At 73.2% G+C, this 20057-nt stretch carries 14 protein-coding genes and 1 pseudogene; 6 read left to right on the top strand and 9 right to left on the bottom strand.

Going from position 1 to position 20057, the window contains the following annotated elements:
* Positions 1-104 precede the first annotated feature (104 nt).
* Both ACWEO5_RS09510 and ACWEO5_RS09505 read left to right on the top strand, forming a co-directional pair.
* The gene (locus tag ACWEO5_RS09510) at positions 105-1412 is read left to right on the top strand and encodes a hypothetical protein (RefSeq protein ID WP_452161709.1); all 1308 of its coding nucleotides are present in this window, start codon (positions 105-107) and stop codon (positions 1410-1412) included.
* Between the two features lie 25 nt (positions 1413-1437).
* Positions 1438-1653, top strand: coding sequence for an FmdB family zinc ribbon protein (locus tag ACWEO5_RS09505; protein ID WP_452161707.1), 216 nt, complete (start codon positions 1438-1440; stop codon positions 1651-1653).
* Between the two features lie 220 nt (positions 1654-1873).
* Here ACWEO5_RS09505 and ACWEO5_RS09500 read toward each other — a convergent pair whose 3' ends face one another.
* From ACWEO5_RS09500 to ACWEO5_RS09490, 3 genes and pseudogenes are all read right to left on the bottom strand, one after another.
* Positions 1874-2692, bottom strand: coding sequence for an HAD family hydrolase (locus ACWEO5_RS09500; protein WP_452161705.1), 819 nt, complete (start codon positions 2690-2692; stop codon positions 1874-1876).
* A 31-nt stretch (positions 2693-2723) separates the two neighbouring features.
* A pseudogene (locus ACWEO5_RS09495) lies at positions 2724-5236 on the bottom strand (phosphoribosyltransferase).
* A gap of 305 nt (positions 5237-5541) precedes the next feature.
* Positions 5542-6714 carry an HpcH/HpaI aldolase/citrate lyase family protein gene (locus tag ACWEO5_RS09490; protein WP_452161703.1) on the bottom strand — a complete coding sequence of 391 codons (1173 nt, stop codon included), beginning with the start codon at positions 6712-6714 and terminating at the stop codon, positions 5542-5544.
* 318 nt (positions 6715-7032) lie between these two features.
* Between ACWEO5_RS09490 and ACWEO5_RS09485 the strand changes: the two genes are divergently transcribed.
* Positions 7033-8139 carry a TerD family protein gene (locus ACWEO5_RS09485; RefSeq protein WP_452161701.1) on the top strand — a complete coding sequence of 369 codons (1107 nt, stop codon included), beginning with the start codon at positions 7033-7035 and terminating at the stop codon, positions 8137-8139.
* A 49-nt stretch (positions 8140-8188) separates the two neighbouring features.
* On the opposite strand, the gene ACWEO5_RS09480 is transcribed toward ACWEO5_RS09485, so the two are convergent.
* A complete protein-coding gene (locus ACWEO5_RS09480; protein WP_344555833.1) occupies positions 8189-8932 on the bottom strand; it encodes a TerD family protein in 744 nt (247 codons plus the stop codon).
* 217 nt (positions 8933-9149) lie between these two features.
* On the opposite strand from ACWEO5_RS09480, the gene ACWEO5_RS09475 reads away from it, so the two are divergent.
* Complete coding sequence (locus ACWEO5_RS09475; protein ID WP_452161699.1) at positions 9150-10283, top strand: DUF2637 domain-containing protein; 1134 nt, start codon at positions 9150-9152, stop codon at positions 10281-10283.
* A 106-nt stretch (positions 10284-10389) separates the two neighbouring features.
* Here the strand turns inward: ACWEO5_RS09475 and ACWEO5_RS09470 are convergent, their stop codons facing one another.
* Complete coding sequence (locus tag ACWEO5_RS09470) at positions 10390-11475, bottom strand: DUF475 domain-containing protein (RefSeq protein WP_344555641.1); 1086 nt, start codon at positions 11473-11475, stop codon at positions 10390-10392.
* 60 nt (positions 11476-11535) lie between these two features.
* The gene (locus tag ACWEO5_RS09465; protein WP_344555639.1) at positions 11536-12111 is read right to left on the bottom strand and encodes a TerD family protein; all 576 of its coding nucleotides are present in this window, start codon (positions 12109-12111) and stop codon (positions 11536-11538) included.
* Between the two features lie 393 nt (positions 12112-12504).
* Between ACWEO5_RS09465 and ACWEO5_RS09460 the strand changes: the two genes are divergently transcribed.
* Entirely contained in the window at positions 12505-14904 is a 2400-nt protein-coding gene (locus ACWEO5_RS09460; RefSeq protein ID WP_452161696.1) for a protein kinase domain-containing protein, read from the top strand.
* A 57-nt stretch (positions 14905-14961) separates the two neighbouring features.
* Here the strand turns inward: ACWEO5_RS09460 and ACWEO5_RS09455 are convergent, their stop codons facing one another.
* From ACWEO5_RS09455 to ACWEO5_RS09445, 3 genes are all read right to left on the bottom strand, one after another.
* On the bottom strand, positions 14962-15537 hold the full coding sequence (locus tag ACWEO5_RS09455; RefSeq protein ID WP_344557046.1) for a TerD family protein: 576 nt from the start codon (positions 15535-15537) through the stop codon (positions 14962-14964).
* A gap of 140 nt (positions 15538-15677) precedes the next feature.
* Complete coding sequence (locus ACWEO5_RS09450; RefSeq protein ID WP_344556961.1) at positions 15678-16136, bottom strand: peroxiredoxin; 459 nt, start codon at positions 16134-16136, stop codon at positions 15678-15680.
* 208 nt (positions 16137-16344) lie between these two features.
* Positions 16345-16782, bottom strand: a complete 438-nt coding sequence (locus tag ACWEO5_RS09445) for a DUF3052 domain-containing protein (RefSeq protein ID WP_452161694.1) — start codon at positions 16780-16782, stop codon at positions 16345-16347.
* A gap of 469 nt (positions 16783-17251) precedes the next feature.
* Between ACWEO5_RS09445 and aceE the strand changes: the two genes are divergently transcribed.
* On the top strand, positions 17252-20002 hold the full coding sequence (gene aceE, locus ACWEO5_RS09440) for a pyruvate dehydrogenase (acetyl-transferring), homodimeric type (protein ID WP_452161692.1): 2751 nt from the start codon (positions 17252-17254) through the stop codon (positions 20000-20002).
* Positions 20003-20057: the final 55 nt, after the last annotated feature.

Raw genomic sequence — 20057 nt, 5'->3', positions numbered from 1 at the left:
GGCGCGGCCGGTCACACGACGAGTGGACAGACTACCTGGTCCGCGGAGTGCTTCGCCGCCCCCTTCCGGAGGGCGGACGGGACGGGGGGTGCCGGGCGGGGCGGGTGATCGGCAAGAATGGCAGGAAGGAAGCGGCAGGACGGACACGGAGCAGGGAGCGCGCGGTGAGCAGTGGCGGTGGTCGGGGCGGCTGGTGGGGCGGCGGCCGTCGGGACGGCGCCCGCGCCGACGCCAGGGCGGCCCGGGAGGCCGCCCAGGAGTCGTTCTACGAGCTGGACTCGGCCCAGCGGGACGCGCTGCTCGCGGTGGAGACCGTGAAGTCCGCGGGCGAGCCCGCCACCGCCCGCCGGGTGGAGCAGGAATTCGCCGAGTTGACCGCCCGGATCGACCAGGTCACCGTCGCCTACCTGGGCGCGCTGGACTCCGTCGACCTGGAGTCCGCCGAGGCCGACCCGGGGGCCGTCGCCCGGGCCCGGCAGCAGCTCGACCAGGCCAAGCGCGAACTCGACGCCAAGCGCGCCGAGTTGGGCTCCTTCGTCAGCCGCCTGCAGCCGATCGTGGACCACGCCGAGGCCCAGCTGATCCGGGTCACCCCCGCCGTCGAACGGGCCCGGCAGGCGCTGCTCGCGGCGACCACCGCCCTGGAGCAGGTCCGCGGCGCGGGCCTGCGCGCGGACGACCTGGCGACCCGGCTGGCCGAGCTCGCGCCCGAACTGACCAGGCTGAACCAGGGCGTCTCCCAGCACGGCGTGCCCGCCACCCTGCAGCGCGCCGAGGACGTCGCCCGGCGGGCCGAGGCGGTCCGCGCCGAGGCCGCCCAGCTCCCGGAGCGGGCCGCCGAGATCGACCGCCGGGTGGCCTCGCTGCGCACCCGCATCGACGCCCTGGAGAACCGGGCCCACACCGTGGACCCGGCGCTCAGCGAACTGCGCCGCCGGTTCTCCACGGCCTGCTGGCAGGACCTCCAGCGGGTGCCCGCGCAGACCGCGGACGCCGTGCGCACCGCCCGCGGCAAGCTGACCGAGGCCGGTCGGGCCCGCGACGAGCAGCGCTGGGCGGACGCGACGGCGGCGATCGGCACCGTGCGCGCCCTGCTCGACACCGCCGGGGGCGCGGTCACCGCGGTCAACGACCGGCTCCAGCAGCTCAACGAGGTGCAGCACGACCCGAACCGGGAGATCGAGCGGGCCCGGTTCGCGCTGCGCGACGCCCAGCGCCTCGCGATGGCCGGCCGGCAGGCCCCCGACCCCCGCCACGCCGGGCCGCTGGACGCCGCGGTGGGGCGGCTGGACCGGGCGGTGGCCGCGCTGGAGGAGTCCGGCCGGCACCCCGACTACTGGCACTTCCTGACCGAGCTGGCCGCCGTCCGGGAGACCGCGGCCGAAGTGGTCTCGCTGATCCGCGGCCACTGAACCGGCCGTCGGTACCCTGCTCGGTATGCCTCGCTACGACTTCCGCTGCCGCTCCTGCGGAGCCACCTTCGAACTCAACCGCCCGATGGCCCGGGCCAACGACCCGGCCACCTGCCCCGAGGGCCACCCGGACACCGTCAAGCTGCTGTCCACCGTCGCCGTCACCGGCGTGGGCGCCGCCGCGTCGGCCCCCGCCGGCGGGGGCGGAGGCGGCTGCTGCGGCGGCGGCTGCTGCGGCTGACGAGCGGAGAGAACCGGCTCCGGGGAACGCATCGGCCCCGTCAGGGGCCCGGGGAACGGCGGGTCGATGCTGCCGGCGGCCGGAGCCCATCGAAGGTCCGTGCTGCTGCGTGCCGTGAACAGAACCGGAAGCAGACGCACCGGGCGGCAGTGCACCGCCGGCAGCGCGGACCCGCCGTTCCCCGGACCCCGCATGCGCGCGCGCCCTTGCGGGCCCGGCGCTAGCCGACGTGCTTGAGCACCTGCCGGAGGATCTCCTCCCCCGCGCCGACACCGGTCTCGGTGAGCGCGGTGACGCCCGGCGCCGTCCAGCCGGTCTCGGCGAGTTCGCCGTGGCCCGGGCGCCAGCCCAGGTCCGCGGCGAGCAGGAGTTCGGCGTCGAGCAGGGAGTCGCCGGCCGCCAGGACGGTCGTGGCGCCGGTGCGCCGCCGCACCTCGTCCAGCGCGGCGCCCTTGGAGAGCGGGGCGGGGACGGCGTAGACCTTGCGGCCCTGGAGGGAGACCGTCCAGCCGCGCTCGGCGCACCAGGCGGTGAGGTCGTCGATCCAGCCGGGCGGGAGTTCGGCGCGCTCGACGACCAGGTAGGCGAAGAGCTCGTCGGCGACGCGCCGCTTGTGGGTCCACTCCGGGTCGGCGGTCAGCGCGAGGTGCTCGACGACCTGGGCGAGCGGGGCGCTGCCCTCGTCGAGGCGGGTGCGGACCTCGTGCTGCCAGTCCCGGTCGGGGAGGCCGTCGACCAGCAGGTGGCCGCCGTTGGCGCAGACCGCGTACGGGGGGATCCAGTCCGCGGTGGGGCCGGGGAGGTGGATCCGCTCGTACTGGGCGCGGGTGCGGGTGGTGACGGGGACGACCGGGGCGAGGGCCGCGATCTCGGCGAGCAGGGCGGCCGCCTGCTCGGTCATGAAGGAGAGCGCCTTGCCGTCGTGCACCTCCACCGCGAGCAGCCGCGGGGCGAGCCGGTCGGGCACGTCCAGGCCGAGGGCGCGGTTGGAGTAGACGAGGGTGCGGTCGAGGTCGCTGGCGACCAGGAACTGCGGCACGGGCGGGGTCTCCTTCGTTCGGGGGCGGGGGTCAGGTGTGGACGGCGGTGCCGTCCGCGCCGGTGGCGCCGCGGGTGTAGCGCGGGTGGATCAGGCCGACGCAGGTGTACGGCAGGTCGTCGGTCTCCTCGACCGGGACGCCGCGCTGCTCGGCCAGCAGCCGGACGTGGTCGAGGTCGGCCCCGGCGCCGCGGCGGGCCAGGATCCGCCAGGGGACGCGGCGCAGCAGGACGCGGGTGGTCTCGCCGACGCCGGGCTTGACCAGGTTGACGCTGTCGATGCCGTACTCGGCGCTGATCCGCTCGACGGCGGCCCAACCCTCCCAGGTGGGGGTGCGGTCGACGGCGGCGAGCCGGGCGGTCTCGGCGGCGACGGCGTCGGCGACGGCCGGGAAGGCGGCGGCGACGGTGTCGACGAAGTGGCGGGAGACGTCGGCCCCGGCGAGTTCGCGGTAGAACTTGGCGCCGTGGAACTCGTCCGGCCCGGTCAGGTCGGCGCGCAGCACGGTGCGGGAGACCAGGCCGGAGACGGTGGAGTTGAGGCAGGCGGAGGGGATCAGGAAGTCGTCCCGGGTGCCGTAGGTGCGCACGCAGCCGCCGGGGTCGGCGAGGACGGCGAGCTCGGGGTCGAAGCCGGTGCCGGCCAGGGCCTGTTCGAGTTCGCGGGTGATGGCGCCCTTGCCCGTCCAGCCGTCGACGAAGACCACGTCGGCGGCGCGGTGGTGGGCGGCGAGGTGGCGCAGGGCGACCTGGTCGATGCCGCGGCCGCGGACGATGGAGACGGTGTAGTGCGGCACGTCGAGGCCGTGGGCGTGGGCGAGCCAGCGGCGGATCAGGACGCCGACGGGGGTGCCGGCCCGGGCCAGCGAGGCGAGCACCAGGTGCGGGCCGCGTTCGCGCAGCAGCGTCTCGGCGACGGTGCCGACGGCGGTGGCCAGCCGGGTCGCGGAGGCGTCCAGGGCGGTGTGGAAGAGCTGCTGGTAGGCGGCGCTGGGCTGGTACTCGACGGGTAGCGACTCGGCGTAGTGGGCGCCGCCGGACTGCACGGCCTCCTCGCGCTCCTCGGTGGGCGCTTCGAGGTGGACGTCGGAGAGGTCCTTGAGCAGCCAGGTGACGTCGGCGGCCGGGTAGCTGGAGAAGGCCGGGCCGTGCAGCGGGCGGGCGGCGGGCGGGGCGGTGCGGGCGGTCATGCTGGGTGCCTCCGACGGGTACGGGGTCATGCTCGGGCAGCGGGGCGTCCGGCGGGTGGCGCGGGGCGGTACGACGGGAGAACGGCGAGCACCACCCGGTCGGTGGCGGTGCGCAGGGCGGGCAGCAGGGCGTCGGGGCCGTGGTGCAGGGCGGGGGTGTCGGCGGGGTCGTCGACGACCAGGACGACGGTGTCGAAGCGGCGGGCCGGGTCGGTGCCGGGGGCGACGTTGTAGGCGTAGCGCTCGGTGGAGCGGTCGGCGGGGTCGTCGTGGGCGGTGAAGGCGAGCCGGGTGCGGATGGCGTAGCCGGGGTCGTCGAGGGCGAAGACCGGGGAGCGGGTGGTGGTGGAGAAGCGCACCTCGGCGTCGGGGAGGGCGTGCTGGAGGGCTTCGGCGAGCCGCAGCGGGGCGTACATCAGCTCCTCGCAGCCGAGCACCAGGACCCGGCCGGGGCGGGGGCCGACGGCGGCGGCGAGGTGGGCGCCGAGGGCGGGCAGGGCCGCGTCGAGGCGGCGGCGGTGAGCGGGGGTGAAGCCGTGCCGGCCGCCGTCGGGCAGGTCGGCGGGCCAGGGCAGGTCGAGCCGGGTGAGTTCGCCGGGCGGGCCGCTGGGGGGTGGCGGGGCGGGGGCGGCCGCGATCAGCTCGCGGGCCCGGTCCAGGACGCCGTCGGGGAGCTCGACGCCGCCGGCGGCGGTGGCGACCAGGTCGAGGCGGGCGCCGAGTCCGGCGGCGGCGGCGCGCAGGCGCTCGCGGTCGGCCGGGGTGCGCAGGTCGACCAGGGCGACGGCGACGTAGCGCTCGCGGGGGTGGGCGGCGTGCAGGGCGCGGATGGTGTTGATGACGGTGGTGCCGGTGGAGAACTCGTCGTCGACCAGCACCAGCGGGCCGTCCCCGGCCAGCAGCAGCGGGTCCTCGGGGAGCAGCAGGTGGCTGGTGGCGTGCGAGTGCTCCTCCTCGAAGCCGCCGAGCGGAGCGACGCCGGGGACGGGCCGCCGGGTGGAGTGCAGGTAGGGGGCGTCGAGCCCGTCGGCGACGCTGTGGCCGAGGGCGGTGGCGGTCTCGGCGTAGCCGAGCACGACGGCGCGGGCGGCGTCCTCGGGACCGAGCAGTTCGGCGACCCGGCGGCCGAGGTCGAGCCCGGCGCCGTGCACCGTCGCGGGCCGCTGCGGGACGTGCTTGCCCAGCACCCGGGAGACCAGCAGGTGGGCGCGTTTCGGGTTGACCCGCAGGGCGAGGCCGATCAGTCCGGTCAGCTCGGGCCCGCCGGTGAGGCGCAGGCCGAGCCGGTCGGTGACCCACTGGCCGGTCCAGGGGTCGGCCCCGACGGGCCCGGGGGCGGTGGTGTCGGCGGTCATCGGGGGCTCCTCTCGACGAGCGAGGCAGTGCGGGACGGTGCGGTGCAGGGCGGGACGGGGCAGGGCAGGACGGGGCGGTACGGACGGTGACGGGAAGGACGGGTGGTGCCAGTGGGACGGACGCGGACGCACGCCCGCACGGTTCGCGGTTCGTCATCGAGCCTACGGGTCCCGCCGGGGAGCGTGGATCGGCCGACCGGCCAGGACGTGGGCGCCGACCGGCCAGGGGATCGACGCCGACCGGCCGACCCTCCCGTCAGCCGATCGGTTGACCCTCCGTCAGCGGCCCGGCCTGCAGCGGCCGTTCAGCCGATGCAGGCCGACAGCAGCTCCGCGAAGGTGACCTCGGGCCGGGCGACGCCGAACACCTCGGCGCGCAGCAGCACCCGCTCGGCCCAGGCCCGGTGCGGCTTGGCCTCGTTCATCTTGTTGGTGTACGCGGAGCGGCTGACCCCGCCGCCGCCGCGGTGCTGCTGCAGGATGTCCTGCGCGTCGCAGAGTTCCTCGTGGGTGACCACGGACAGCGCGTGCACGGCGGCGACGTGGCTGGGGTGGATGCAGGTCTTGCCGAGCAGCCCGTTGGCCCGGTCGAGTTCGATCTCCCGGATCAGCCCGTCCAGGTCGTGCTCGATCAGCCGCTGGCGGACCCGGTCGGCGGGCGGGATGACCTCGGCGAACGGGGTGCGGCGCAGCTGGGGCTTGAACATCCGTTCCTGGAGCGGGAAGTACTCCCAGACCGGCCCGGTGACGGTGTGCCCGGTGCCGTCGGCCCGGCCGAGCACGTTGACCACGTCGCCGATCACGCCGGCCACCAGGGCGACGTCGTAGGCGGTCAGGTCGGGCGAGCGGCGCAGCCCGTACGCGGAGCACAGGTCGGTGACGCCGAGCCGGACGGCGAGGACGCGTTCGCGGTGCTTGTCGAGCAGCCGGGCGATGCCGTGCAGCTGCTCGCGGCGGCTCTCCAGGTGGGCGAGTTCGGGCGATTCGAGCACCGGCATGACGAACAGCCGCTGCCCGCTGCGCTCCTCGGCGCCGGTCAGCGCCTCCAGGTAGGGCAGGCCGCTGTCCTCGGTGAACTTGGGCACCACGAAGCCGCTGAGCAGGCGCAGCGCGGGGCCGAGGCGCTCGGTCAGGTCGGTGATCTGCTCGGCGGCCCGGACCCGGACGAACAGCAGGGGCAGTTCGGCGTCGGCGCCCTCCGCGGCGAGCGCGGTGAGCTGCTCGACGAGGTTGTGCTCGGCGTCGTCCACCTCGTGGTCGGCGATCGCGTCCTCCAGGCAGAGCACCATGGAGACCACGCCGCGGGCGGCCTGCTTGCGGACATCGCAGGCCAGGGCGGGCCGGGTGGCGGGGCTGTAGAGCGTGGCGCCGAGCGCGGTGGCGAGGACGGACGCCTCGCTGTCGCGGTCGAAGGGGGCGGGCTGCTCGTGAAAGAGCCGGCTGCGGACGTCGTCCGCGAGATGCCCGAAGTGGCGCAAGGTGCTCTCCCGCTGTGGTCTGGTGGGCCCGCCGTCGGCGGGAACGGCTGACGTCTCCCTCCTTGGGACGGACGGCGCGGCCGGAAAGTTCGCGGGGAGCACCGACGCCGTCGCGGGTGGGAGCACCGGGGCCGTTGGCCGCTTATCGTACGGCCGTATGACCTCGGCGAAAGAGTTCGAAACATCGAATTCTCGCAAGATTGTCAGCCCCGTCACCGACCGCGCCGCGAACGCCCGCGCGGCGATCCGCCGACGGGGCGCGCCGATGCCGCGCCCCGCGTTGTCCCGGGCCCCCGGCAGGCGGCAGGATGGTGCGCCATGACGCACGTGATGGCGAAGGGCGCCAACATCCCGCTGACGGCCGCCGCCGTCCGTGCCGTCCTGCGGTGGACGGACACCCCGGGCATCCCGGACGTGGACGCCTCGGCCCTGCTGCTGACCGCCGGGGGCAAGGTCCGCGACGACTCGGACTTCGTGTTCTACAACCAGCCCCGGCACCCGTCCGGCCTGGTCCGCCACCTGCCCAAGCAGGTCGCGGACGGGACGGTGCTGGACGGGCTGGAGATCGACCTGGAGCAACTGCCGTCCGAGGTGGACCGGGTGGTGCTGGCCGGTTCCGCCGAGGGCGGCGCCTTCCCCGCGGTGCCCGACCTGCGGGTGCTGCTGTTCGACGCGACCGCGCCCGCCGGGACGCCCGCGCTGGCCGAGTTCGCGGTCGACGAGGGCGAGCAGGTGACCGCGCTGGTCGCCGCCGAGCTCTACCGCCGGTCCGGCGGCTGGAAGTTCCGCGCGGTCGGCCAGGGCTACCTGGACGGGCTGGTCGCGCTGGCCACCGACTTCGGCATCGCGGTCGAGGACGACGGAGACGCGGACGGTTCCGCGGTCGACCTGACCGACCACAGCGGGGACCCGCGCGTCCCCGCCCAGGCCCCGCAGCCGCAACCGCGGCCCGAGCCGCAGCAGTCGCCGCCCGCGCCGTCCCCGGTCGACGAGGACGACTGGACGATCGCCCCGGCCGCGCCGCTGTCGTCCGCCCCGGCCGCCGAGCAGCCCGCCCCCGAACCCCGGCCCGCCCACCCGGCCCAGCCCGCCCAGCCGTCGGCCGCGCCGGTCACCGCCCCGCCGCCCCCGCCCGCGCTGCCGCCGACCGTGCACCAGGGCGGCTACGGCTACCCCCAGCCGCAACCGCAGCCGGGCTACGGCTACCCCCAGCAGCCCCCGGCCCAGCCGCAGCCCCAGCCCGGCGGCTACGGCTACCCGCAGCCCGCCGCCGCCCAGGGGTACGGCTACCCGCAGCAGCCTCCGGTCCAGCCCCAGCCCCAGCCCCAGGGGTACGGCTACCCGCAGCCGCAACAGCCGCCGCAGCAGCAGTCCGGCCCGCCGTTCGCGCTGCCGCCGCAGGGCCCGCAGTTCCAGCCCCGCTAGCGGACCGCGGACCCCCGCCCCCGCCCCCGCGAGCCCCCTCCCCCGGACGTCAGTTGCCGGACCCGGAGGGGGTCTTGTAGCCGCGCTCCCACTGCATGCCGAAGCCGTACAGCCGGTCCAGGTCGGACTGGAACCCGTGCACGTACCGCACCTCGCGGCGGATCGTCAGCTTGCCCTCGCCGTCGTTCTCGATCAGCACCACCGCGCACGAACGGGCCGCCGGGGCGCGCTCGTCGAGCTTGATCTCGATCCGCGGGCCGCTCTGCGGGACGATGGTGAGCACCGCGTGGGTGCGGTCGAAGGCGGGGGTGTCGTCGTAGATGTAGACGAAGATCAGCAGCCGCTTGAACTGGTCCTTCTTCTCCAGGTTGATGTGCATGGTCTCGCCGGAGGGCGCGCCGGACACGTCGTCGCCGGAGAGCTTGATGTACGGCGGCTTGTTGAGGTCGCCGAAGAGCCGGCCGAGCGGCTGCACCACGCCCCGGGTGCCGTCGGCGAGTTCGTACATGCAGGCCAGGTCGAGGTCGACGCCGACCGGCGCGGACCCGGTGTCGGCCGTGGCCAGCGGGCGCAGGATCCGCGGGTCGAAGAAGCGGCGCAGCGCGCCGCCCACGCTGGGGCGGTCGACGGTGAGGGTCGACCAGTGCAGGTTGATGTACAGGTAGCCGGTGGTGGCCGCGGAGCCGGTGATGGCGTGCTGCGGCTGGGACTTGGTCAGTGTGACCTTGAACTGCCCTCCGGTGTCGAAGCTGTCGCCGCGGTCCCCCTTCAGGAACTCCCACACCGAGACCATCGTGTCCTCCCCCAGCACCGGCTAACGTCCTCGCCTCTCCAATACCCACCCGGAGGGCCCTGAGTCAACGTCAACCCTCCCGCGCGCTGCGCTGGCAGAGGGTTCGTCACTCCCGTACGATGCCCGCTCCCCGGACGCGATATCGTCTCTCCGCACAGGTGTACCGTGCGTCACCTCTCTTCCCCCTGCCCTGCGGAAAGCCGAGGCCCTCCCCGCGATGAACCTCTCCTCCATACAGCTGGTCTGGGCCGTGGTAGGCGGTGCAGCCCTGCTGTTCACCGCCATCCTGGTGGCCTTCCTGCGCTTCAAGAACAACAAGCCGACGGACTCGGCGTCCGGCGACTCGTGGGAGCGCAGCGAGGAGCGCCGCCGTCGCAAGGAGGCCATCTACGGCGGCGCCTCGTACGTGCTGCTGTTCTGCTGCGCCGGTGTGGCCGCCGCGCTGTCGTTCCACGGCCTGGTCGGTTTCGGCCAGCAGAACCTGAACCTGTCCGGCGGCTGGGAGTACCTGGTCCCGTTCGGCCTGGACGGCGCGGCCATGTTCTGCTCGGTGCTCGCCGTCCGCGAGGCCAGCCACGGTGACGCCGCGCTCGGCTCCCGCATGCTGGTGTGGCTGTTCGCGGTCGCCTCGGCCTGGTTCAACTGGGTGCACGCGCCGCGCGGCGGCGCGCACGACGGCGCCCCGCAGTTCTTCGCCGGCATGTCGATCTCGGCGGCCGTGCTGTTCGACCGGGCGCTCAAGCAGACCCGCCGGGCGGCGCTGCGCGAGCAGGGCCTGGTGCCCCGCCCGCTGCCGCAGATCCGGGTGGTCCGCTGGCTGCGCGCCCCGCGCGAGACCTACGCGGCCTGGTCGCTGATGCTGCTGGAGAACGTGCGCAGCCTGGACGAGGCCGTCGAGGAGGTCCGCGAGGAGCGGCAGGCGAAGATGGACGCGAAGCTGCGCGCCCGCAGCGCCGACCGCCGCGAGCGGGCCGAGCTGAAGGCGATCGCCCGCCAGGGCGGCGTGCTGGGCCGGGCCCGGCACGCCCGCGAGGTGCCCGCGCTGGCCGCGGCCGGCAGCGACGGCCCGTCCGCAGCGGAGCCTGCCCTAGCCCCCGAGGAAACCACCCTCGACCGGGTGAGCGCCTCCGCCCTGGAGCCCGCCGCCCTGAACGCCGGTCGCCGCCCCCGCGCCGCCGTCGAGTCCACCAGCAGCAGCACCGGCAGCAGCTACTCGTCGAGCAGCTCCTCCTCGTACAGCTCCCCGTACTCCTCCAGCGTCGACCTGACGATGGACGAGGACACCCTGTCGATGCCGAAGCTGGACTCGCTGGAGCGCAAGCTCCGGGCGATCGAGCAGCAGCTCGGCTGACCCGCAGCACCCGTAGCACCCGCGGCACCCCCCGTACGCCGAGAGCCGCGTCCGGCGAGGAACTTCCCTCGTCGGACGCGGCTCTCGGCGTGTCGCGGGCGCTGCGCTAGCCCTCCGCGCCCGCGCCCTCCAGCGCCTGCTGGCGCTTGTTGCGGACCATCGAGGAGGCCAGGGCGGCGCCGATGAAGGCGACGCCGATCAGGCCGGTGACGATCTCCGGGATGTGGTACTTGATCGAGGCGAGCAGGATCAGCGCCAGCGCGCCGATCGCGTAGTGCGCGCCGTGCTCCAGGTACACGTAGTCGTCCAGGGTGCCCTTGCGGACCAGGAAGACGGTCAGCGACCGGATGTACATGGCGCCGATGCCGAGGCCCAGGGTGATCTGGAAGATGTCCTGGGAGATGGCGAAGGCGCCGACCACGCCGTCGAAGGAGAACGACGCGTCGAGGACCTCCAGGTAGATGAAGAGGAAGAACGCGGCCTTGCCGCCGACCTGGACGATCGACTTGCCGGTGCGCTCGGCCTCCTCCTCGGCCTCCTCCTGGGCCTCCAGTCCGGACTCGAAGACCGCGGACAGGCCGTTGACCGCGAGGTAGGTGGCGAGGCCGCAGACGCCGGCCAGCAGCACCGTCTCGGCGCGGTCACCGGCGAAGAAGCGGGAGGACAGGGCGAGCACCACCAGGGCGACGACCGAGGAGAGCGCGTCCAGCTTGCCGATCTTCTCCAGCGGCTTCTCCAGCCAGCGCAGCCAGTTGAAGTCCTTCTCCTCGAAGATGAAGTCGAGGAAGATCATCAGCAGGAAGACGCCGCCGAAGGCCGCGATGGCCGGGTTGGCCAGCTCCAGGTACTCGGCGTAGGTGTGGCCGTCGTGCGTCTTGCCGGAGTCGAGCGCCAGCTCGATGACGGTGCCCGGGTTGAGGTGCGCGGTGAGGCCGACGACCAGCAGCGGGAAGACCAGCCGCATGCCGAAGACCGCGATCAGCACACCGACCGTCAGGAACAGCTTCTGCCAGAAGGCGTTCATCCGCTTGAGGACGGTGGCGTTGACGACGGCGTTGTCGAAGGACAGGGAGATCTCAAGGATCGAGAGGATCAGGACGACGCCGAATCCTTCGGCCCCCCAGATCAGGCCGGCGGCGATCAGGCCGGCGATCGTGATGGCGAAGGACCATCCGAACGTACGGAGGAACACGGGGTCAGCTACCTTTCTGGCTGCCGGAATCGACCCGTTCCGGACTTGGGTGTGGTGCGGTTACTGGACGTTGACGCCGAAGTCGAGCGCGATGCCGCGCAGGCCGGAGGCGTAGCCCTGGCCGACGGCCCGGAACTTCCACTCGCCCTGGTAGCGGTACAGCTCGCCGAAGATCATGGCGGTCTCGCTGGACGCGTCCTCGGAGAGGTCGTACCGGGCGATCTCGCTGCCGTCGGCGAGGTTGACCACCCGGATGTAGGCGTTGGAGACCTGGCCGAAGCTCTGCAGGCGGGCGTCGGCGTCGTAGATGGAGACGGCGAAGACGACCTTGTCGATCTGCACCGGCACCAGGTCGAGGTGCACCTGCACCACCTCGTCGTCGCCGTCGCCGTCACCGGTGAGGTTGTCGCCCTGGTGCTCGACCGAACCCTCGGGGCTGCGCAGGTTGTTGTAGAACACGAAGTACTCGTCGCCGGTGACCCGGCCGCCGGTGCACAGCAGTGCGCTGGCGTCCAGGTCGAAGGGCGCGCCGGTGGTCGATCGGGCGTCCCAGCCCAGGCCGATCTGGACCTGCGTCAGGTTCGGCGCGGCCTTGGTCAGCGAGACGTTCCCGCCCTTGGCGAGGGTGACGGACATCGACTTCCTCCCAGCTCCCGTCTCCGGGGCTCCCGGGGTGTGCTTCGGTGGACTGCCGCCGGCCGCCCGGGAGGGCCGGCGGGACGCGCCCGGCGGACGCACCCCAAGAGATCTACGCCCCCGAGCGGCCGTGCAGTGCTGCACACCCGACTGAACTTCCTGAACTCCGCCTCCGGATCCGGCCGGTGCCCCCGCCCGGCGGCCTCGGACCGCCCCGCGCGCACCCCGGCCGGGGTGCGGATCGTGGCCGAATCTATCAAGCAGCAGCCCCCGGCCGGCCCGGCGCGGACCGGCCGGGGGGTGGCCGGAACCCGGCCGGTACGCTGCCGGGACCGCCGGACGAACCATCGCACGGCACCACGTACACGGACGAACAGAGGGAGCACGGTAGCGATGCCGTTCGAACCGCTCGACCGGACCGACCCCGAAGCGGTCGGCCCCTACCACCTGCTGGCCAGACTCGGCGTCGGCGGCATGGGCCGGGTGTACCTGGCCCGGTCCGCCGGCGGCCGCACGGTCGCGGTCAAGGTGGTCCGCGCCGACCTGGCCGGGGACGCCGACTTCCGCGAACGGTTCCGCCGCGAGGTGTCCGCCGCGCAGTCCGTCGGCGGCACCTTCACCGCACCGGTGGTGGACGCCGACCGGGACGGCGAGTCGCCCTGGCTGGCCACCGCGTACGTGCTGGGCCCGGCGCTGGACGACGCGGTGCGCGGCCACGGGCCGCTGCCGGTGGAGACGGTGCGCACCCTCGGCACCGGCCTGGCCCAGGCCCTGGCGGCGATCCACGCCGCGGGCCTGGTGCACCGCGACCTCAAGCCGTCCAACGTGCTGCTGGCCGCCGACGGGCCGCGGGTGATCGACTTCGGCATCGCCCGGGCGCTGGACGGCGACAAGATGACCTCCACCGGCGTGGTGGTCGGTTCGCCCGGCTTCATGAGCCCCGAGCAGGCCGCCGGGCGCCGCCTCGGCCCGGCCGGCGACGTGTTCTCGCTCGGCTCGGTGCTGGTCTTCGCCGCCACCGGCCACGGCCCGTTCGACCACGTCGAGGACGGCGGCGCCCCGTCCGCGGCCTCGCTGCTGTACCGGGTGGTGCACGACGAGCCCGACCTCTCCGGGCTGCCCGAGCAGCTGCGGCCCGCGGTCACCGCCTGCCTGGCCAAGGACCCGGCCGCCCGCCCGGCGCCCGCCGAGCTCGGCGCGCTGCTGGGCGAGGCGGTCGCCCCGGCCCGCTCCGGCTGGCTGCCGGTCTCGCTGGCCTCGGACATCGCCACCCACGCCGCCGAGGTGATGGACCTGGAGGCCCCGGTCCGCCCCGCCGACCCGCGGCTGGCCGCCGCCCCGGCCGCCCCGACGCCCACCGAGGTGTCCGCCGTCGACCCCGGCACCGTCCGGCTGCGCGCCGACGGCGCCGCCCCGGCGCCCGCCCACCCGGCGACCGAGGCCGTGGCGCTGGCCGGGCACCCCACCGCGCCGATCGGCGCCGCCCCGGCCGCCGCGGGCCCCCGGCCGTCCCGCCGGGCGCTGCTGTTCGGCGGCGGCGCGGTGGTGCTGGCCGGCGCGGGCGGGCTGACCGCCTGGGCGCTGGGCGGCGGCACGAAGAAGGACCCGGCCCCGCCGCCGGCCCCGTCGACCGGCGGCCCCACCGGCAGCCCGACCGCCGCCGCGTCGAGCGCCGCGCCCAGCCGCGCCCCCGGCATGCCCCCGGCCCCGCTGTGGACGTACCGGACCGCGGGGAACAACGCCGGCAGCCTCGGCATGGCCTTCTCCCCCGGGCTGCTGCACCTGGGCAGCGCCGACCTGGTCGCGGTGAGCCTGGCCGACGGCAAGGAGAAGTGGATCACCAAGGACGCGATGGCCTACAACATGGCCTGCGCGGGCGGCACGATCAGCTACGGCACCGTCTCCGACCTGATCACGGTGGACGCCGCCACCGGCACCGTGCTGTGGAAGTACCAGGCCGAGCGCGGGAAGCCGAACGGCACCCAGATCGCCTCGGACATGGTGCTGAACGCCGACGACCGCGCCGTGTACGCGATGTGCTCGTACCTGCAGATGGACGACAAGGGCATGCCCGACCTGGGCGCCAAGACCGGCAAGGGCATCATGGCGCTGTCCCGCAAGGACGGCTCGATGCTGTGGAACCAGCACCGCCAGCAGACCGCCGACTACACGGTCAGCTCCGACCTGACCGCGGACGCCCTGCTCTACACCGACAGCAAGGAGAACCTGGTCGCCCGGTCGCTGGCCGACGGCACCCAGACCTGGTTCGCCGCCACCAACTCCCGCTCGGAGTACCAGCCGGTGCTCCAGGACGGCCTGGTGTTCTGCTCGGTCGACCCGAACGGCATCCAGGGCGTGCGGGTCTCCGACGGCAAGCAGGTCTGGACGAAGACCTCGGACCGCGCGACCCACATGTGGTACTCGCCGCCCGCGGCGGGCGACCACGTCGTGTACTCGGTGCTCGGCGGCATGACGCTGACCTACCAGGGCACCACCTACACCCCGGCCGCGGCGACCCGGGTGGTGGCCTTCAACGCCGCCGACGGCACCGAGCTGTGGCACCTGGAGCTGCCGGTGGAGGTGTCGATGGACGCCAGCCCGGTGCTGGTCAAGGAGACCCTGTTCGTGCCCAGCCCCGAGCACGGGATCTACGCCGTCGACGTGGTGAACCACAAGATCCGCTGGGTGTTCCAGACCAACGCCGGGGCCGAGCTGCCCTGGCACCTGGCCGGCGGCGAGGACCTGCTGATCGCCGTCCAGGGCAACCAGGTGATGGCGCTGCCGACCGTCTAGGAACGCGCCGGGCCGGGGCCGTGGACGGCCCCGGCCCGCAGCGCGGTCGGTCTCCGGTCAGACGTTCACGCCGAAGTCCTGGGCGATGCCGCGCAGGCCGGAGGCGTAGCCCTGGCCGATCGCGCGGAACTTCCACTCGTCGCCGTTGCGGTACAGCTCGCCGAAGACCATCGCGGTCTCGGTCGAGGCGTCCTCGGAGAGGTCGTACCGGGCGATCTCGGCGCCGCCGGCCTGGTTGACCACCCGGATGAACGCGTTGCGGACCTGGCCGAAGCTCTGCTGCCGGTTCTCCGCGTCGTAGATCGACACCGGAAAGGCGATCTTGGCGACGTCGGCCGGGACGCCGGCCAGGTTCACCTTGATCTGCTCGTCGTCGCCCTCGCCCTCGCCGGTGAGGTTGTCGCCGGTGTGCTCGACCGAGCCGTCGGCGCTCTTCAGGTTGTTGAAGAAGATGAAGTCGGCGTCGGAGCGGACCCGGCCCTGCTCGGTGCAGAGCAGCGCGCTGGCGTCCAGGTCGAAGTCCGTGCCGGTGGTGCTGCGCACGTCCCACCCGAGGCCGACGACCACGGCGGTCAGGCCGGGCGCCTCCTTGGTGAGCGAGACGTTGCCGCCCTTGCTGAGGCTGACACCCACGTGGTCCTCCAAGAAGTCGGGTTCCCGTTCCGTCAACGGCCCGATCGTAGTGCGGGGTTCCCGGGCCGCCCCCGCGACTCGGCCCGGCGCCCGGCGGAAAGTTCCGCCGCACCGGGCCGGGAGGGCCGCCGGCGGGAGGGTCAGAGCGCGCCGAGGGCGGCCAGGTACTCCTGGGTGTCGCGGGCGTCCGGGAGGCCGTTGACGATGCTCCAGCGGACGGTGCCCTCCTTGTCGATGACGAAGGTGCCGCGCACCGCGCAGCCCTTCTCCTCGTTGAAGACGCCGTAGGCGCGGGAGACCTCGCCGTGCGGCCAGAAGTCCGACAGCAGCGGGTACTCCAGGCCCTGCTGGTCGCCGAACACCCGCAGCGAGAACGGCGAGTCGTTGGAGACCGCGAGCACCTGCACCTCGTCGTTCTGCAGGCGCGGCAGCTCCTTCTGGATCTCGCAGACCTCGCCGGTGCAGACGCCGGTGAAGGCGAACGGGTAGAAGACCAGGACGACGTTCTTCTCGCCGCGGAAGTCGGACAGCTTCACCGACTCGCCGTGCTGGTTCTTCAGCTCGAAGTCCGGGGCCTGGGTGCCGATCTCGACGGTCATGGGGGGACCTTCCTGCCGATGCGATGGTGCGGTCGGGAAGATCCTCCCACTCGTCCGCCCCCGTTCGACCGTTCGGGTGAGCCGGACCGGCCGTCCGGGCCCCCCGTTCGCCCTGGGTGAACACGCCGGAACGCCGACGGGCCCCGCCGGCGCGTCCCGGATCCCGGGTGCTCGCCGGCGGGGCCCGCCGCGGGGGCCGCTCCGAAGGTCAGCGCTTGCCGGCCTTCGACGCCTTCGGGGTGGCCAGGCGGGTGCCCGCCCAGTCCTTGGCGATCGCCACCGAGCTGGTCTGCGAGAGGCCGGCGGTCTTGGCCGCGTCGGCGATCTCGTGCGCCTCGACGTGCCCGTCACGGCCGGTCTTCGGGGTGAGCAGCCAGATCAGGCCGCCCTCCGCCAGGTACTCCAGGGCGTCGACCAGGGCGTCGGTGAGATCCCCGTCCTCGTCGCGGTGCCACAGCAGGACGCCGTCGGCGACGTCGTCGTAGTCCTCGTCGACGAGTTCGGTGCCAGTGATCTCCTCGATCCCCTCGCGGAGGTCCTGGTCACTGTCTTCGTCGTACCCGAGCTCCTGGATGATCTGGCCCTGTTCGAAGCCGAGGCGGAGAGCCGGGTTGGACTTGTCCGCGGGGTCCGCGGTCGCGCTCACGGGAATAACCTCCAGTATTCGGCCCGGCATCCATGCCGGGGCTGTGGCCGTAGTCCACACGGGAGCGGCGGTTCGCGCAAGTACCCGACCCCCGATCCCACCCAAAGGTTGACGTGTCGCCGGGCGACACGCCGCCCACTGTGGTGGTGAACACACCCATATGTCCGTGTCCGTACCGACAAGGATGCTTCGTCTCGTACCCGCTTCCGACCGGTTCACCCCCCGCACGCCTGCCCGAGATACGAACGGCATTCGGGTCCGGGCAGGGTGCGGGCGTAAAGTCTCCTGTTGGCCCTCATCCCGACCGGCCGCCATCGTCCGGCCGGGGTCCCAGGTCGGACCACCTCCTGAACCGTACCGTCCACCAGGCGGAACGGTTACCGATCGGTAGAGATGACGGATCTCCGAACGCGGTAGCACGATGGAGGCGGCGCGACAACTCAGTTTCGACCGACAGTGAAGGAACAGCGTGGCTTCCGGATCCGATCGCAACCCGATCATCATTGGCGGCCTCCCGAGCCAGGTCCCGGACTTCGATCCCGAGGAGACCGCGGAGTGGCTGGAGTCGCTTGACGCTGCCATCGACGAGCGGGGGCGCGAGCGCGCCCGCTACCTGATGCTGCGGCTGATCGAGCGCGCCCGCGAGAAGCGCGTAGCCGTGCCCGAGATGCGCAGCACGGACTACGTCAACACCATCGCCACCAAGGACGAGCCGTTCTTCCCCGGCAACGAGGAGATCGAGCGCAAGATCCTCAACGCGACGCGCTGGAACGCGGCCGTCATGGTCTCCCGCGCCCAGCGGCCCGGCATCGGCGTCGGCGGCCACATCGCCACCTTCGCCTCCTCCGCGTCCCTGTACGACGTGGGCTTCAACTACTTCTTCCGCGGCAAGGACGCCGATGGCGAGTCCGGCGACCAGGTCTTCTTCCAGGGCCACGCCTCGCCGGGCATCTACGCCCGCGCCTTCCTGCTGGACCGACTGACCGAGCAGCAGCTCGACGCGTTCCGCCAGGAGAAGTCCAAGGCGCCGTACGGCCTCTCCAGCTACCCGCACCCGCGGTTGATGCCGGACTTCTGGGAGTTCCCGACCGTCTCGATGGGCCTCGGCCCGCTCGGCGCGATCTACCAGGCCCGGATGAACCGCTACCTGGAGCACCGCGGCATCAAGGACACCTCCGACTCGCAGGTGTACGCCTTCCTCGGCGACGGCGAGATGGACGAGCCCGAGTCGCTCGGCCAGCTCTCGCTGGCGGCCCGCGAGGGCCTGGACAACCTGACCTTCGTGGTGAACTGCAACCTGCAGCGCCTCGACGGCCCGGTCCGCGGCAACGGCAAGATCATCCAGGAGCTGGAGTCGCAGTTCCGCGGCGCCGGCTGGAACGTCATCAAGCTGGTCTGGGACCGCAGCTGGGACCCGCTGCTGGCGCAGGACCGCGACGGCGTCCTGGTCAACAAGCTGAACACCACCCCGGACGGCCAGTTCCAGACCTACGCCACCGAGACCGGCTCGTACATCCGCGAGCACTTCTTCGGCGGCGACCTGCGCCTGCGCGCGATGGTCGAGAACATGAGCGACCACCAGATCCAGCACCTGGGCCGCGGCGGCCACGACCACCGCAAGGTCTACGCCGCGTTCAAGGCCGCCCGCGAGCACAAGGGCCAGCCGACCGTCATCCTGGCGCAGACCGTCAAGGGCTGGACGCTGGGCCCCAACTTCGAGGGCCGCAACGCCACCCACCAGATGAAGAAGCTGACGGTCGAGGACCTGAAGCGCTTCCGCGACCGGCTGCACCTGCCGATCACCGACAAGCAGCTGGACGAGGGCTACCCGCCCTACTACCACCCGGGTCGCAACTCGGAGGAGATCCAGTACATGCACGACCGCCGGCAGGAGCTCGGCGGCTACGTGCCCACCCGCAAGGTGCGCCCGCGCAAGCTCGAACTGCCGGGCGACGACGCGTACAAGGCGGTCAAGAAGGGCTCCGGCAACCAGACCATCGCCACCACCATGGCGTTCGTCCGGGTGCTCAAGGACCTGATGCGCGACAAGGGCATCGGCAACCGCTTCGTGCCGATCGCGCCCGACGAGTACCGCACCTTCGGCATGGACTCGCTCTTCCCGTCCGCCAAGATCTACAACCCGCTCGGCCAGACCTACGAGTCGGTCGACCGCGAGCTGCTGCTGGCGTACAAGGAGTCCCCGTCCGGCCAGATGCTGCACGACGGCATCTCCGAGGCCGGCTGCACCGCCTCGCTGATCGCCGCCGGCTCCTCGTACGCGACGCACGGCGAGCCGCTGATCCCGGTGTACGTCTTCTACTCGATGTTCGGGTTCCAGCGCACCGGCGACCAGTTCTGGCAGATGGCCGACCAGCTGGCCCGCGGCTTCGTCATCGGCGCCACCGCCGGCCGCACCACCCTGACCGGTGAGGGCCTGCAGCACGCCGACGGCCACTCGCACCTGCTGGCCTCCACCAACCCCGGCGTGGTCGCCTACGACCCGGCCTACGGGTACGAGATCGCGCACATCGTCCAGGACGGCCTGCGCCGCATGTACGGCTCCTCCGCCGAGCACCCGCACGGCGAGGACGTCTTCTACTACATGACGGTCTACAACGAGCCGATCAAGATGCCGGCCGAGCCGGAGGGCGTCGACGTCGAGGGCATCCTCAAGGGCCTCTACCGGCTCAAGGGCGCCGAGGCCGGCCAGGTCCCGGCGCAGATCCTCGCCTCCGGCGTGGCCGTGCCGTGGGCCCTGGAGGCCCAGCGCATCCTCGCCGAGGAGTGGAACGTCAAGGCGGACGTCTGGTCGGCGACCTCCTGGAACGAGCTGCGCCGCGACGCCGTCGAGGCGGAGGAGTTCAACCTGCTGCACCCCGAGGAGCCGCAGCGCGTCCCGTACGTGACCACCAAGCTCTCCGGGGCCGAGGGTCCGTTCGTGGCCGTCTCCGACTGGATGCGCGCCGTCCCGGACCAGATCTCCCGCTGGGTCCCCGGCCAGTACCAGTCCCTGGGCGCCGACGGCTTCGGCTTCGCCGACACCCGCGGCGCGGCCCGTCGCTTCTTCCACATCGACGCGCAGTCGATCGTCCTGGGCACGCTCACCGAGCTGGCCAAGCAGGGCAAGATCGACCGCTCGGCGCTGAAGGACGCGATCGACCGCTACCAGCTGCTCGACGTGGCGGCGGCCGACCCCGGTGCCGCGGGCGGCGACGCCTAAGCGCTAGCCGCTGGCCGAAAGGTCCGCCCGGGGAGGGGGTTTCCCTCCCCGGGCG

This window comes from Kitasatospora sp. NPDC004272 (assembly GCF_053603035.1).
Note: the sequence above shows the minus strand (reverse complement) of the source record. Positions and strands in the feature narration are given on the sequence as shown.

Coding starts and splice junctions, on each gene's coding strand:
- ACWEO5_RS09485 (WP_452161701.1), top strand. CDS start 7,033: ATGACGCACGTGATGGCGAAGGGCGCCAACATCCCGCTGACGGCCGCC.
- ACWEO5_RS09480 (WP_344555833.1), bottom strand. CDS start 8,932: ATGGTCTCGGTGTGGGAGTTCCTGAAGGGGGACCGCGGCGACAGCTTC.
- ACWEO5_RS09475 (WP_452161699.1), top strand. CDS start 9,150: ATGAACCTCTCCTCCATACAGCTGGTCTGGGCCGTGGTAGGCGGTGCA.
- ACWEO5_RS09505 (WP_452161707.1), top strand. CDS start 1,438: ATGCCTCGCTACGACTTCCGCTGCCGCTCCTGCGGAGCCACCTTCGAA.
- ACWEO5_RS09465 (WP_344555639.1), bottom strand. CDS start 12,111: ATGTCCGTCACCCTCGCCAAGGGCGGGAACGTCTCGCTGACCAAGGCC.
- ACWEO5_RS09460 (WP_452161696.1), top strand. CDS start 12,505: ATGCCGTTCGAACCGCTCGACCGGACCGACCCCGAAGCGGTCGGCCCC.
- ACWEO5_RS09450 (WP_344556961.1), bottom strand. CDS start 16,136: ATGACCGTCGAGATCGGCACCCAGGCCCCGGACTTCGAGCTGAAGAAC.